Origin of the sequence: Pseudomonas muyukensis, from assembly GCF_019139535.1 — a bacterium.
GTDB classification, from domain to species: domain Bacteria; phylum Pseudomonadota; class Gammaproteobacteria; order Pseudomonadales; family Pseudomonadaceae; genus Aquipseudomonas; species Aquipseudomonas muyukensis.
The window spans coordinates 3116712-3132179 of sequence record NZ_CP077073.1 but is presented as its reverse complement, the minus strand read 5'-3'; the positions used below and the strand labels follow the sequence as shown (position 1 = coordinate 3132179).

At 65.3% G+C, this 15468-nt stretch carries 6 protein-coding genes; 1 reads left to right on the top strand and 5 read right to left on the bottom strand.

Annotated elements, in window-relative coordinates:
• Positions 1-14: 14 nt before the first annotated feature.
• From KSS95_RS14235 to KSS95_RS14225, 3 genes are read right to left on the bottom strand one after another with little or no spacing between them, the layout of a single operon-like run.
• A complete protein-coding gene (locus KSS95_RS14235; RefSeq protein WP_217847718.1) occupies positions 15-1259 on the bottom strand; it encodes an acyl-CoA dehydrogenase family protein in 1245 nt (414 codons plus the stop codon).
• Positions 1260-1280: 21 nt separating this feature from the next.
• Positions 1281-2213, bottom strand: coding sequence for an ABC transporter permease (locus KSS95_RS14230; protein ID WP_217847717.1), 933 nt, complete (start codon positions 2211-2213; stop codon positions 1281-1283).
• Positions 2210-3793, bottom strand: coding sequence for an ABC transporter substrate-binding protein (locus KSS95_RS14225; RefSeq protein WP_225935590.1), 1584 nt, complete (start codon positions 3791-3793; stop codon positions 2210-2212). Before KSS95_RS14225 ends, KSS95_RS14230 begins: the two co-directional genes overlap by 4 nt.
• Before the next feature lie 534 nt (positions 3794-4327).
• Between KSS95_RS14225 and KSS95_RS14220 the strand changes: the two genes are divergently transcribed.
• Positions 4328-6427, top strand: coding sequence for a TonB-dependent receptor family protein (locus KSS95_RS14220; RefSeq protein WP_217847715.1), 2100 nt, complete (start codon positions 4328-4330; stop codon positions 6425-6427).
• A gap of 378 nt (positions 6428-6805) precedes the next feature.
• Here the strand turns inward: KSS95_RS14220 and KSS95_RS14215 are convergent, their stop codons facing one another.
• A complete protein-coding gene (locus KSS95_RS14215; protein WP_225935589.1) occupies positions 6806-11773 on the bottom strand; it encodes a SpvB/TcaC N-terminal domain-containing protein in 4968 nt (1655 codons plus the stop codon).
• 284 nt (positions 11774-12057) lie between these two features.
• Positions 12058-15435, bottom strand: a complete 3378-nt coding sequence (locus KSS95_RS14210) for a hypothetical protein (RefSeq protein WP_217847713.1) — start codon at positions 15433-15435, stop codon at positions 12058-12060.
• Positions 15436-15468: the final 33 nt, after the last annotated feature.

Here is a 15468-nt window from a genome sequence, read left to right as displayed (position 1 = left end):
GCAGGCTCTCCTGATCAGACTGCGCTGGCTTCGTCGCCACTGCCCTGCCCTTGGCTGGCCGCCGCGTGGCGGGCGCGCCAGGCCTGGGCCGGACTGATGCCGTTGAGGTAGTAGTCGCCCAGCGCCTGCTCGCGGTAGATCGCCGGGTTGTGCGAGGCCAGGGTGCGGGCGTTGCGCCAGTGGCGGTCGAGGCGCCGGGTGTTGCTGGTGGCCGAGGCGCCGCCGACCTCGAACAGCAAGGTGCTGGCTTGCAGCACTTGCGCCAGGACGATTTGCTGGGCCTGGAAGGCGTGGATTTCGGCGTCGGTGTACAGCTGCTCGGGCACCTCGCCTTGCTGCCCCGCTTCGAACACCACCTGCAGGCTCTGGCCCACGGCGGCCACCTGGGCCTCGGCGGCGAACGCCAGGCTCGACAGTCGACCGACCACCGCCTGCACCAAGGGGTCGGCAGCCGGTTGCGCTTGCCCCGGTACGCCGAAGGCGCGGGTGCGGCCCTGGACGAAGGCCACGGCATCGGCCAGCACCGCACGGCTGATGCCCGCCAGCGTCGCCAGGTGCACGGCCTGGTAGAACGCCGTGAGGTACGACTCGGCGCGCAACTCGCCTTTGGCGAAGCGGCGTAACAGGTGCTCCGGCTGAACCTTCACCTGGGTAAAGCGCGTGGTACCGCTGCCGGTCAGGCGCTGGCCGAAGCCATCCCAGTCATCGACCCGTTCCACCCCCGGCGCACGGGTCGGCACCGCCAGGCTGACCAAGTCCTCGCCGTGGTTGGCCACCGCCGCGACCCAGTCGGCGTAGAGGGTGCCGGTGCAGTAGTACTTCTCACCGTCCAGGCGAAAACCGCCCTCGCCTTCGGTGAGCTGCACGGTATTGCCGGTGCTGTCGGTGCGCTCGGCCATGGCCGCGCCCCACAGCTCACCGACCACCACGCGGGCGAACCAGTAGTCCTGGGAAGCGGCGTCGTTGGACGACAGGCGCCCTTCGACAAAGCCGAAGTGGGCGCGCAAGATCTGCGGCAGGTTGGCGTCGGCCTGGCCCAGGTGCACCAGCTGGCGCAGCAGCTGGGGCAAGGTTGCGCCTAGGCCGCCGTGGCTGCGTGGCACGCGCAGGGCGCCCAGGCCGGCTTCGCGCAGCCAGGCCACCGGTTCATGGGCCAAGGTGCGCTGCTGCTCGCGGGCCACCGCGCCTTCGGCTATGCGCGCGTAGAGCGGCGCAAAACGCGCGTCCAGTTCAGCGTCGGTAATCGGGGTTTGACTCATGACGACTCCTTCATGGTGAATTCAGGGGCGCGCGGTGCGCGGGTCGATGGCCTGGGTCGCCAGGTCCACCAGCAGGTTGACCAGCACGTAGAGGGCTGCGGCCAGCAGGGTCACGCCGAGCACCAGCGGCACGTCCTTGGTGGCGGTGGCGTCGAGCATCAGCCGGCCGATGCCCTGGCGGCCGAACAACAGTTCGAGCACCACGGCACCGCCGAGCAGGCTGGCGAACACGTAGCCGGCCAGGGTCACCAGCGGCACCAGGGCGTGGCGCAGGGCATGGCGCAGGCGCACGGCGGTGTCACCCATGCCGCGGGCGCGGGCCTGGGTGATGAAGGGTTGCTCCAGCACCTGCTCCAGCGACTGGCGCAGCACCTGGGCCAGCACTGCCGCGATCGGCAGCGCCAGGGCCAGGCTCGGTAATATCAGCGAGCGCCAGCCGCTTGAACCGGAGGGCGGCAGCACATGGAAGTAGAAGGCGAAGGCCAGCAGCAGCACGGTGCCGATCACGAAGTTGGGCGCCGACGACAACACCAGCTCGATGCCTGACACCAGCGCCCGCAAGCGCCGCCCACGGTTGGCGGTGAGCAGCGCCGAGGCCAGCGCCAGCAGCACCGCCAGCACGGCCGCGCTGCTGGCCAGGGCCAGGGTCGCGCCGGCCTGTTCGGCAATCGCCTGGCCAACCGGGATGCGCAGCCGGTACGACTCGCCCAACTCACCCCTGGCCAGGCGCAGCAGGTAATGGCCGTACTGTACCCACAGCGGTTGGTCGAGGCCGTATTCGGCGCGCACCTGGGCCAGCAGCGCTTCGCTGGGCATGGCATCCGGGCCGCCGAGAATCGCCAGGGCGGTGTCGCCACCGCTGTGCTGCATGCCGAGGAAGGTCAGGCTGGCCGCCGCCCACAGCACGATCACGCCGTCACGCAGGCGGCGCAGCAAGGTGGTGAACAACTTCATGGTTGTGCCTTCGCCAGCCACACGCTGGTGAACAGGGGGACGTTGTGCGAGCCGTCGAACAGCACGCCGCCGACTGCGTTGCGGTAGGCCAGGAGCATCTGGCTTTCCACCGAGGGCACGGCCGGCACGGTCTCGCCCAGGCGCTGCTGGGCTTGGCGATACAGCACCCGGCGTTGCGCCGGGTCGGTGCTGGCGCGGGCTTGGCCAAGCAGCTGGTCGAGGCTGGCATCACGGAAGTGGCCGACGTTCTGGCCGATCATCCTGGCGCTGGGGATCGACTGGCTGTGGTAGAGGATGTACAGGCCGTCGGCGGTGTTGGTGTGCCAGTAGCCGCCGCCGAGGGCATCGAAGTTGCCGCGGTAGCGCAGCTCCATGACCTTGCTGATCGGCAGCAGCTCGATGCGCAGGTCGAAGCCGACCTTGCGCAGGTCCGCCTGGGCCGCCACCGAGACATTGGCCGGGAACGCCGGGTTGTCGTAGGTCAGCAAGGTTGCCCCGAGGCGCTGGCCGTTGCGGGTGCGATAACCCTCGGCATCGCGCCCGGTCCAGCCGGCGGCATCGAGCAGGCGCGCCGACTCAGTCGGGTCGAAGGCCAATGCATCGCGCGCCACCGGGTCGTAGCCTGGGGTATTCACGGCGAGAAAATCGCCCTTGGCCAGGTATTCACCAAAGCCGGAAATCCAGGCCAGGCCGTCGCGGTCGATGGCCTTGGCCACGGCCTGGCGCACCCGCAGGTCATCGAACGGCACGCGCTCGACGTTGAAGGTGATGCTACGCGCCGGGTTGCCCTTGCGGATGCGGTTGCGCAGGGTCAGCCGCGGGTTGGCACGGATCGCCGCAGCATTCTGCGCCGGGGCGTCCAGGGCCATGTCGCTGTCGGCCGCTGCCAACGAGGTGTAGCGGATCATCGCCTCGGGCACGTAGCTCAGTTCGATGCCATCGAGGTAAGCCTCGCCCTGGTGGTTGATCGCCGGTGGCGCCCAGTGGTAGCCCGGGCGGCGGGCGAAACTGGCGCGCTGGTCGCGCACCCAGCCGGTCAGCACGAACGGCCCGGTGCCGATCGGCTGGCTGGCGATGGTCGCGGGCGCCTCGCGGATCTGCCGTGGCGAGATCATTCCCAGCCAGGCTTGCGACAGCACATCGAGAAACGGCGCATAGGGCGTGCGCAAGCTGGCCTGGAAGGTGTATTCATCGACCACCCGGCCCTGCAGGTAGGGCGCGATATAGGCAGCGGCGAGCGGCGACTTGGTCCTGGGGTCGCGCATGTGCTCGAGGTTGACCCGTACCGCTTCGGCGTCGAAGCGTTCGCCGTCGCTGAAGGTGACGTCGTCACGCAGGTGGAAGGTGTAGGTCAGGCCATCGGCGCTGATGTCCCAGCTTTTCGCCAGCCACGGCGTGAGGCTGCCGTCCTCGGCCTGGTACACCAGGCAGTCGAACAGGAGGCGGCCCATCCACTGCATGTTGCCGTTGGACAACGCGTGGATATCGAAGCTGCCGGCGTCGCTCGCCGCCGACACGCGCAAGGTGCCGCCACGCTGGCCGACCTGCTGCTCGACGAAGTCGCTGGCCGGGTAGCGCATCACGCCGTTCACCTCGCTGACCGCTTCGCCCTTGAGGGTAGTTTGGCTTGGCGGGGGCGTGGCGGGTGAACAGGCGGCAACTGACAGCGCGCTGGCCAACAGGCATGCATTGAATAATCGAAAGTTTGGCTGCACAGCAGGCCCTTTATATAGACGGCTACACAAAGGGGTGTTGCAGATGTCGTGCCAGCCTTTTCCTGCGCTTTTACTGGGCTTCAGCAATTTTCCGAACACGCCAACCCAACAAACTGTTCACCGCCTGTTGGAGTGCAGACAGTCAGGCAATGCAGGGCCCTGTAGGAGCGGGTTTACCGTTTGATTGGGATATTTGCATATAACCGGCACTGTTTCGGATTCAACACAACCACAACAAAACTTGCCGTTTCGTTCATCGCCGCACACTCAACAACTTGTCACAGCCGCAACTTCCGGCCTTGCGCCAACTGGCACAGAAACTGCTCTTACCGATTTCGACAGGCCTGACTATGCCCATAGAACGCCGAGGACCTACGATGACTTTCAAGGAATACAAGGATGCGTGCGATTCACCCCTACCCCCTGCGCCTGGCCATCCGCCACGCCGCCCTGGCCACCCTGCTGGCCCCGGTCACGGTACTGGCCGCTGACCCGACCCTTGGCACGGTGACCGTGCAGGCTGCCAAGCAGACTGAAGTGCAACAGGCCGCCAGCGCCCTCGCGGAGGTGCCCGGTGGCACCAGCGTGGTCGACAGCGAAGAGGTTGCCAAAGGCCGTACCGCCACGCTGCAGGACACCCTGGCCTACCAGCCCGGCGTGTTCGTGCAGTCCACCGGCGGCAACGATGCGGCGAAAATCTCGGTGCGCGGCTCGGGCGCCAATACCTCGCCCGGCTACTTTCGCGAAGGCCTCAAGTTCCTCTTCGACGGCCTGCCGCTGACGGGCCCCGGCGGCACCCCGTACGAATTCCTCAACGCCAGCGGGGTCAACTACACCGAGATCCTGCGTGGCGCCAACGCCTTCCAGTACGGTGCGCTGACCCTCGGCGGCGCGGTCAACTTCGTCAACCACAGCGGCTACAGCGCCCCTGGCCTACGCCTGCGCGCCGAGGCCGGCAGCTACCACTACCAGAAGCAGAGCATCAGCTACGGCGGCGTCGAAGGTGGCCTGGACTACTACCTGCAGGCCGACAACTACCGCAACGACGGCTACCGCGACTTCAGCCTGTCGAAGAGTGCCGGCATCGTCGCCAACGCCGGCTACCGCTTCAGCCCGAAGCTGGAAACCCGCCTGCTGCTGCGTTACCGCGACGAGGTGCACAACGACCCCAGCGCCACCACCCTGGAGGCCGCCCTGCACCACCCGCGCCGTGCCAGCGCCACCGCCGAAAGCAGCGGCAACGGCGCCCGTCGTCCCGGCAGTATCTGGCTGGGCAGCAAGACCACCTACACCTTCGACGACGACGGCCGCCTGACCGTCGGCCTGTCCTACCACGACTACCGCCACGCCAACAGCCCGCGCAGCCCGAGCAACCCCAGCTACTGGGACTGGCACGACCTCGGCCTGCTGCTGGGCTATGACCGCAGCGACTACCTGTTCGGCCATGAAAGCCGCAGCAATATCGCCTTCACCTCCACCCAGCACTTGCGCGGCGGGGTCAATTCGGCCACCGGCGACAAGCTGACGTTGAAGAAAGTCGACTACACCGACTCGTTCGACCGGGTCATCGCCCTGGGCAACGACCTCAACCTGGTCGACGGCCTATGGCTGACCAGCGGCGTGTCGTTCATCAATGTGCGGCGCAAAGTCGACATCGACTACGCGGTAAACGCCAATCGCACCGACTTCCCGCAGCACGTCGACTACGACAACTGGAGCGTCGCCCCGCGCATCGGCCTGCGCTACGAGTTCGCGCCGAACCTGCAGGTGTTCAGCAACTTCAGCCGCAGCATCGACCCGCCCGCCTCGTGGGAATACTCAGGCTCCGGCCCGACCCTGCCCTACGTGCGCCCGCTGGTGGAGCAGAAGGCCAACACCTTCGAGGTCGGCATCAAGGGCAGCCATGGCATCTTCGACGGCAGCCTGGCGCTGTACCGCTCGTGGATCCACGACGAACTGCTGAACGTGCAGATCATCCCCGCCACCGCCACCGCGGCCGCGGTCACCGGCGCGTTCAACGCCTCGCCGACCATCCACCAGGGCATCGAGGCCGGGCTCAATACCCGCCTGTGGGAGAACGACCAGGGCGACCTGGTGCGCTGGCGCCAGGTCTACACCTATAACGATTTCTACTACCGCCACGACAGCACCTTCGGCGACAACCAGTTGCCGGGCGTGCCCAAGCACATCTACCAGGGCGAGCTGCAGTACCAGGACCACAGCGGCTGGTACACCGGGGTGAATGTGCAGTCGGCGTCGCGCACGGCGGTGGACTATGCCAACAGCCTGTATGCGCCGTCGTACACGATCTGGGGGGCGAACCTGGGCTACCAGGCGCCGAAGGGCGACTGGAAGGTCTCGCTGGATGTGAAGAACCTGGCGAACAAGGCCTACGTGACGGCGGTGACGCCGGTGTACAACGCCCAAGGGCAGGACACCGCGTCGTTCTGGCCAGGGGATGGAATTGGCGCCTATGTCGGGCTCGAGTTGAGGTACTGACACCGCGGCGCCTGGTTCGCCAGCAACGCTGGCTCCTACGGGCGGGCAGGCCGCAGACGGCGTAGGAGCCGGCTTGCCGGCGAACACCGGCGCAGCCGGTGCCATCCACCGCGGCGCCTGGTTCGCCAGCAAGGCTGGCTCCTACGGGCGGGCAGGTCGCAGACGGCGCAGGAGCCGGCTTGCCGGCGAACACCGGCGCAGCCGGTGCCATCCGCCGCGGCGCCTGGTTCGCCAGCAAGGCTGGCTCCTACGGGCGGGCAGGTCGCAGACGGCGTAGGAGCCGGCCTTGCCGGCGAACACCGGCGCAGCCGGTGCCATCCACCGCGGCGCCGGGTTCGCCAGCCACGCTGGCGCCTACAGCGTGGCAATGACGCCAGCTCAGGAGCCGGCGCCCGCGCGCTCGATGAGCTCGGCCCAGGTGTCATTCTCGTCGTACACCACGGTGAACCAGGGATATAGCTGCGTGCGGTACTCGTAGTTGACCCAGGCCTGCCCAACCTGCTCGCCGTTGGCGCGGATGATCCTGATCTCGCGCCCCAGGGCGTCATACACATGGGTGTCGGCGTAGATCCCCTCACGGGCGCTGTCATCACGCACCCAACGCCAGTCATCCAGGTAGAACGCCAGCCACTGGCGCACCGCCTGGCCCTTGTTGTCGTACTCGGTCTTGCCGCTAACGGCCCAACGCACAGGCGCATCCACCAGCACCGCACGGCCCTGATCGTCCGTTTGCAGACCGCCTGCCTCGGTGCGCACATAGGCTTCGCCAGGTGGGTTGAGCCGGGCAGTCTGCAACACTTGCCCGCCGCCATTGAGCAGCACCGCCACCCGCACCTGCTGCTCGGGGTCAGTGTCGTAGCGATCGGTCTGTATATGGATCACATGGGGCGGTGCTTGCCCACTCATCCGGGGCGCGATGCCATCCTTGCCCAGGCGTTGCGCATCGCGCTGCCAGGCCAGGGCACCGCAGCGCCGCTCCAGGTCGGCACTGCCATCGGCGCGTAGCGCCCAGGGCATCCAGGTGTCGGCGACATAGGTAAATGCCTCGGCCACCGGGACCTGCTTGGTTGCGTTCAACGCCACCGCCGCGTCGACGCTCAGCGGCGCCAGGAACGCCTTGTCTTTGCTATACCCCACCTCGACCGGCTGCACCGGCTTGACCGGCCTCTCGCTACTGCCGGGGGTTTCGCTGCCGTAGAAGCGTGTCGACATGACCCGCCCCAGCGCATCGAGCTCGACCTCGTGGGTATTGTCGTTGGGGTCCTTGATCCGCACCGGGACGCCAAAGCGCCAGTCGTAGGCTTCAACATGGGTCGTCAGGCCTGCCGCGTCGGTCACCGCCTGCACGGCGATATCGTGGGTGCTGTAGCGCAACTCGCTGGGGCCGACCTGGGTGCTGGCCTGAGTGTGCGCAGGCAAGCAGAAGCGCGCAGCAGGCAGGTACTCGGTAATGCCGTGATGGCCGCAATAGGCCTCCTCGACCGCAGGCCCCCAGGGAATGCCCGGTGCGCCGCGATCGTCCGGGTCATGGGGATCTTCCAGCTCCTCATCCTCGGGCAAGCGGTTCATGGCGACATAGCCGCCGCGCTTGAGCAACGCCTCGAGCGATTCCTCCTGCACCCGGCCATCCAGTTCGGCGCCGACATCGTCCAGCCATTGCCTGGCCGCTGCTGGCATCGCCAGCTCGGCTGACTCGCTCAGCCACAGCACGATGCGCCAGTACAAGGCTTGCGCGCGAGCTGCGTACAGTGATTCGGCCAATGCCTTGTACAGGCTGTTCGCCTTGGCGCTACCGGCCCCTTCTGCGGCGACGTACCAGGCCATCACCGCGCAAAGATGCTCATCCGGCACGCGACTTTCTTTATCCACGAGTGCTTGCAACCCTGAGGGAAGCTCGTGTGCCTTGGCAGCCAATAACTCTCGCTGCAAGTCTGGTACGCGAATGACAGACGTCAGCGCGTCGCGCATCGCCCGGCACGCCGCCTCATCCTTCGCCGCAACGGGCGCATAAGCCGCCACCAGCGCATACAGCGCCTGGAGTGTTGGCGGACAAGGCACACGCAGGCGCATCCGCTCGAGCATGTCCATGGCCGTATCCGGCGTCTTCAGCCCGTCCCTGAGCAGTTGCCGCAAGGTCTGGGCAAAGGTGGGCCGCAGCACCTCGAGCGCGGCCTGGTCGAGCATCGCGGTACGGGTATAGGCCGTGAGCGCCTGGCGCGATGGCGTACTGCTCACACCGGTGCCATCGGCCTTGCGCCAGATGACCTTTTCGTAACCGGCGAAGGTGCTGCGGCCTGGCTCGTCCCATTTGAAGTCCGCCAAGCCTTCCACGGTGAAGCCTGGCTTGGGCACCTCGCCCGCCGCCAGCCGAACCACGTCCCGGCGCGTCGCGCCCGGCAGGCCGATGACGAAATCGTCGCCCGCCACCACATTGTGCAGCGTGCTCCGGGTCAGGTTGAGCCAACAGGTATATTGCTGCGGATCGACGCTGTCGACGATCAGCCCTTGCGGCAGGTCCTTGGGGTAAATCTTGCGGGCACTTTCCTCGGCGGCCAGGTCCTTCTCGCTCAGCCGCCGCGGGTAGTGAATGACGACACTGTCCAGCGGGTTGCCGTACTCATCCGCCTGCAGCGTGAGGGTCTGGACAATCTGCGGATCCTCGCTGATTCGCTCACACATGAACGACAACGCTTGCACGCTGCTGACCAGCGCCGCGGGGCGTTGCGCGTCGGGCATCGCGCAGGCACGGATCTGCAAGCGCTGGCGGGTGACACTGTAGGGTCGCTCGGCGTGTTGCGCGCCATCTTGCCCATACACCTCGGTACGCATCACCTGGCCGCGCACGGCCCGGTACAGCCAGGCCCGCAAGGGCGACCCCGGGGCGGGCACATCCTCCTGCTCGCCCTGGGCGGTCCAGCGCGTGAAGCGCGGGGTGTCGGCGGCGAAGTCTTGGTCGATTTCGCTGAAAGCCCCCTGCGCACTGCCATCGTGGGCCTCCAGGCCGGTGTAGAACCAAGTGCAGGTGCGCATCGGCGGCGACAGCTCGGCGGCGCTGGTGCTTGCCCGCTCGTGGCTGTCGACCTGCACCAGCCGGGTGAAGCCGGCGAACTCGCGCTCCTCGCCATCCCAGACGCCGCCCAGGTAGGTGGTCTGGCTGCCCAGGCACAGGCCGGTGATCTCGTTGACCCTGGTCACACGGCTGACGGTGTGGACAGGGAACGGCAGGTAGCTGACCGCAGCGGTGCCGGCCGCGGCCTTTTCGTCCAGCCAGGCCTGCGCCGAGCTGCGGTATTCGAGCAAGGTGCGCGAACCGGCATTGTCCACCACCTGCTCGAGCAGCCAGGGTCGCCGGTCGTTGAAGCGGAACAGCCAGCTGCGCGGGCGCAGGTTAGGTCCGCCATGGGGCACGGTCAGCAGCAGCTCGGCCGTGCCCTGCCCGCGAATATCGGCGACCTGCAGCTGGCAGGTCGCATCGAATTTCACCCCGAGCGGGGCCAGGATACTGTCGCCTTCGACATAGCGATTGCCACATTGGCTGACGAACACCCGGATACGGTCGGGCTCCAGATACAGGATATCCGTGGTGCCCGCACCGTCGGTGTCGGCCAGCCACACCCGCGAGGCATTGAAGTTGGCCACCGCGAACCCCGGAATCGCCACGGCGTCGGCGAATTTGCCGTAGCCCAGCGACGGCCACAGGGTCACCCCCTCGCCGGTGACCCGCAGCAGATGCTGCTGGCCGCTGCCGCACGGGTCGGCGAACGCCACCAGTTGCAGCTCGGATGCCGCCAGCGACGGCAAGGGTGCTTTACCCCGGTACTGCTGGGTGACCGCGCCGGACCAGCCGGCCTTGCCGTTGGCGGGGTAAACCCGCACCGTCCTGGGGCCTAACGGCAGCAGCACGACATCTTGCAGGCCGTTGCCGGTCAGGTCGGCCAGGCGCGCCTGGGGGTGGCCGAGTTCCGAGGGCACCGCCAGCGCCGTCAGCGCGCTCCACTGCCCATCCGGCTTGAGGGTGATGCTGCCACGCACGCTGCCGGTGACCAGCCACTCCAGTCGCCCGTCGCCATCCAGGTCGGTCAAGGTGCCGTTCATGCTCGGGCGCAGCGGCAACCGCTGTGGCGGGCCCCAGGTGATGGCATCCGTGAGCGCCACCCGGCCCGGCTTGAATGCCAGCCACCCCGCGCGGGCTCGCGCTTCCAGGCGCTTAAAGGCCACATGGCGCCACGGGCCGCCGTGCACGGGTGTCAATCCCCGCCAGATTGGCCTGGTCAAGCGTTGGGGCCGCCGATACATCCAGGCATCGCGGTCCTGGTACAGCAGCCCCGGTACACCTTCGCCAAACAAGTCCACCAGTTGCCAGGCGTGCTCCCAGAACCCCTCCAGGGCCGGCATGGCTTCCCAGCGAGGCGCCCCCCGGCCTGGAAGGGTCATCTGGAACTCCATCGGCGGCATCCGGGTATGGGCGTCGTAGGTGACCTGCTGCACGGACTGCAGCAGGCTGCTCACGCTGCTGCTGGCGTAGTTCAGGTGCAGCCGCTCAACCAGTACCGGGGTATCCCCTTCCTCGTACGGCGTGTTGCCCATGCGCCGCCACAACAGCACGTCGCGGCACAGCCGGCGGATCCGTACCTCGAAGCCATAGCGCCAGAACGAATGCAGGTCCGGGCGCAGCGGCCATTGCTGAGCGGTTTCCAGCAAGGGTGGCGCACTGGTATCGGCGCCGCGCTCGCCGTAATCGAACAGCGTGAATTCCTTGAACTGGCCTGGGTCGAAGGCGTCCTGTGGCAGCAAAAAGGCCAACGACGGTGATTGAGGCTTGGCATACACCGCCTCGGGATAGACATGGCGGACCTGTGGATGGGCGCCACGCTCGGCGGCGTCGCAGCCCGCTTCGTCCTCCAGGCGGTAGCGATACACCACGTGCTCGCCCACCGCCGAGACGGTCTCTTCCAGGTACCAGCCGGCCACGCGCCCTGCCGCCTGCGGGTCACGCAGGCGCGCGGTATCCGACCAGCCATACAGCGACAAGCTACCGTCCGCCGATCGTTGCAGCCAGAAGCCCGGATCCTCTGCCACGCCGCTCGCCACCCAGTGCTCCAGGCGCTGCGCCGGGCCGCCGGTACGCCCCTGCCAGGGGGTGACCGTGAAGTCCGGTGAATCCGCCCAGAACGGTAACTGCCCGGTCTTGCCGGCACCTGCGCGCAGGATCTCCTCGCCACTGGGCCCGACCATACGATCGTTGCCGTCGTACTGGGGGAAACCGAAGCGCGTCATGCGCAACACGGCGGGCAACGGGCAGTGCCAACCGGCACCGAAGGGGCCATTGCCCCCCCCCCGAGGAATACTGCAGGGTCAGCTCGGCGGACAAACGCCGCCCCTGGGGCGATGGCAGCGGCAATTGCCAGCCGGCGGCGCCGTCGGGGCCACCGGCAGACAGCATGCCGCCACCGATGGAGACGGTGCCACCGCCCTTGGGCAAGGCAAGTGCGGATGCGCCTGAAACGCCACGTTCATCTGCGCCAGGGGCTGCGGCGCTCACTGGTTCCAGCATGTTTGACTCCTGCACGGGCAAGGTAATGAACAGCGTTCAGCGCAGGCAAGCGCCAAGGGCATACAGCCGCGCCGCCTCAGAGCACATGTATAGGACCAGCCTTGACCGGTGCTTTGAACAGTTCACAACTAAAGCTCAACTCCCCCTGCGCACCACCTACTGTGCCAGTCACACTCCACCGGGTAGCGTCCTTTGCCGCATCCACTGGATTGTCCCCGCCAAGGCTTGGCACCGCCTGCCAACTTGTCGGGTACTTGTCGTCTTTGATGGTCAACACCAAGCTCAACTTAAGCGCTGCCAACGGCGAATTCTTCTTATGCTTGACGAGCATGTCGCGAGGCAGATGACTGATCAGAGGATCGTAATCAGCCTCCCAGGCAATTTCTTTCCCCAAGTCATTCGACATCAGCACCGCCACCCCCAACGGGAGCCGACCCGCAAACTTGTCCAGCTCGACTTCCAGGTTAAAAATGCCGCTGGTTTTTATCTGGGGTTGCATTTTCCAGGTCGCGCCATCCACATTAATATCATTTCCGCTTCCATAGCCCGGCGATGGCGTTATATCGCCCTGTCCCACCCCACCATTCGCGACGCTGACAAAATACAACTTCGCTTTGAGGCCCAGGCCATAAAGCGCACTGCCTTTGTGGGGGATATATTTAATTTCCCCCGGTGTTTCCAGCCAGAAACATCCGCCTGCCAATGCCTCGGAGCCGGTCACCACCAGTTGGCCTTCATCCCCCAGGTTTCTGGCCAACACCGCACACTTTTCCCACAACAGTGGCTTTTTGAACCCTGGAATCGTGACCTTCAACCCGAATGTTCCGCTCTTTTCTTTCGCGGATACTTTCCAGGGCACACCGTTTTCCTTCAGATCCGCGCCCTCGCTGTAACCAGGCACAGCACCCACGTCGGCCTTAACAAGAACACCGGTTTCGATGAACTCGATCTGCGCTTTCAACCCCGCCTTGGCCAATGGGCTGCCGGCACGGGCCTTCAATAGCAACTCTTTGGTTTCTTTGCGCCAGTAAATATCGGTGCCATTGATCGTGTCGCCAGCCGATGTCAGACCAGCCTCGTCCGCCAGATTTTCAGACATCAGGATCCCAGCGCCCATCACCCAGGCTTGTGCAAACGCGTCACTGAGCAGGGTCAAGCCAAAGGTACCGCTTGGCAGTTGTTCTCCAGTACCCCGTTGCCCCGTCAATTTCCAGAACGCGGCATTGCTCGACAATTTTTGCGGCGTTCCATACTCGGGGTCTGGTTTGACATGTTCTTTGCGCGTCGTACTGGCCTGTTCGTCGAATTGCAGTCGATAGTCGAAACCCAACCCTGTTACCGGGCTGTCGGGCCTGGCCTCGATGCGCAGGATCTGCGTACTGGCCGTGTCGCCGTACCAGAGGATGAACGGTTTGGTGCTGGACCATTCGCCCAGCGTAATCACGAATTCGTCCTCCAGGCGCGACGAGATCATCGCGCAACGCGGCAAGGTGACCGCGCCTAGTCCCCGGACCTCGATCCGCAACTTGAACCAACCGCTTTTCGTTTGGCCGGTAAGCGCCCACTCGGCAGTCCCTGCCTTGAACTCAGCCCAATCGTCAAATGCGGGATCAGGCTTGATATCCCCAGCCACCAACGCACCATCCTTTTCGAACACCAGGCATGCCTCGAGCGGCATCTGGGCCAAGGGGCTATCAGCCAAGGCGCGCAACGCCAGGGTATAGGCAGTACCTCTGCGGCAAATGGGTGCCTCGAACGCTTCGAGCTCCTCTGCCAGCGGACGCATCTGCACGCCTTTGAGCAGGTAACCTACGAGCATGCCTTCAACCCGCGCCTGCAGGCTAAAAATGCCGCGCGCATCCTTACCTGCCGTAATCGTCCAATCCAACCCGCCCTTTTCCATCTTCCGTGGTTCATTGAAGCCCAGGTCGACCCCCAGGTTTTCACCGTCCACCCACTCCAGCCACACGTCCTTCCCAACGAAGTCCTTTTCTTTATCGCTGGGGCGCAGCGTCAGCTTATATTGCTGGCCACAGATCAGCTGCAACGCCCCCCAATCGAACGTTTTGAGCCGCTCACCATCAAGCAGGAACTCCATTTGCGCAGGCCATGGACTGGTCTCGAACACATTGAATGCATGCGTTTCACTGCTTGGCAGCTTGAAGTCATCGGTACATTCGGCTTCGATCACCATCTGCCCGTTGCCATCGATATCCCCGGGGGTCGGCTTGTACTTGAATAGCGACTGTCCCTTATCGTCTGTGACTATCGTTGTGTGCTCCTTGCCGTTGATCTTCCAGCGCACCTCGATACCTGCCAGCCCGGCGGCGGAAAATGGCGACTTCACGCTGGCGATCACTTGCGCTTCGTCGCCCTCGTCGATGATCAACGCGGCGTTGCTGGCGTCCAGCTTGCTGATGGCGTACCTGAAGTGGCCCACCTTCACCGCAAACGCATGCTTGGGCGCTACCCAGTAACTGCCCAAGCCAAGGGTGGTCGCACCGGACTGCAGCCAAGACTCGTCAGTCAGTGCAAGCTGCCAATCGGTATCCACGCCTGCGGACAACAGCTGGTAAGACTCAGGCTGGTCGGCGTCGTCGACATTCAGTAACGGGCGCGCGGTCAAGCCATAGTTCCCAGGTGGCAAGCCGTTCTCATCCAGCCATTGCAAACTGCAGCGCTGTACTTCCCAGGCATCACCCTTGGCAACCTGTACGCTCAAGACTGGCTTGGCACCATGGCACAGCAGGTAAGGCGCCTTGGCCTGATCAGGCACGGCCGCGTCCGGCGGATCGGTGCGCAGCGTCAGTTTCTCCACACCGGGCTCGCCCAGGTGCGCATGCAACTGCACAGCGGTGAGGTACAGAAATGGCCTGCCGGTTTTAACAGGTGTGTCGAACTGCACCCGGACACGTTCCAGCTTGTCGGTTACCTTGCTCATGTCCAAGGCCAATGGCGCCAGCGTCTGCCACTCGCGCACCTGCTCGCCCTCGCCTTCCCCTGGCGTGCCCAGGCCGTGCAAGGGCTGGTAGAACAGTTGCTCGGCGGGCTTGCCTTCCCTGAGCGCCCAGACCGTCAGGGAGCAAGTATCGAAATACAGTACATCGTACTTGCACCCCAAGGAGTACGCAGGTGGCGTCAGCGCCCCGGGGTCATAGGCAATGGGTAGATCGATATCCTGTCGCAGCCAGGTATCTGCGTTGATTCTGATGTAGGGATCGCTTCCTGGCCCGGTCGTGAAGTTGTTACTTTTGCATAACCAAGGTTTGTCCTCGGTCGTTTGCCGTTGTGAGCGGAACAACCCCAGGAGCGAACGCCACACGCGCGTGAACCATGGGCTCGGCCAGCCAATGCTGTCCGATGGGAAGTTAGGCGCCTGTACGATATTGTGACCCGGCGTTTGCGTAGCCTCACCGACGTTGTTGGCGACTTGCAGCTCATTAATGTTGGACATGTCCATCCCCTTGTTCCCAGCCCGTCATCGCAG

What these genes read in the sequence shown, in the direction of transcription:
- KSS95_RS14225 (WP_225935590.1), bottom strand. Translation starts at nt 3,793, where the DNA reads ATGCGCTACCCGGCCAGCGACTTCGTCGAGCAGCAGGTCGGCCAGCGT.
- KSS95_RS14230 (WP_217847717.1), bottom strand. Translation starts at nt 2,213, where the DNA reads ATGAAGTTGTTCACCACCTTGCTGCGCCGCCTGCGTGACGGCGTGATC.
- KSS95_RS14220 (WP_217847715.1), top strand. Translation starts at nt 4,328, where the DNA reads ATGCGTGCGATTCACCCCTACCCCCTGCGCCTGGCCATCCGCCACGCC.
- KSS95_RS14235 (WP_217847718.1), bottom strand. Translation starts at nt 1,259, where the DNA reads ATGAGTCAAACCCCGATTACCGACGCTGAACTGGACGCGCGTTTTGCG.
- KSS95_RS14210 (WP_217847713.1), bottom strand. Translation starts at nt 15,435, where the DNA reads ATGTCCAACATTAATGAGCTGCAAGTCGCCAACAACGTCGGTGAGGCT.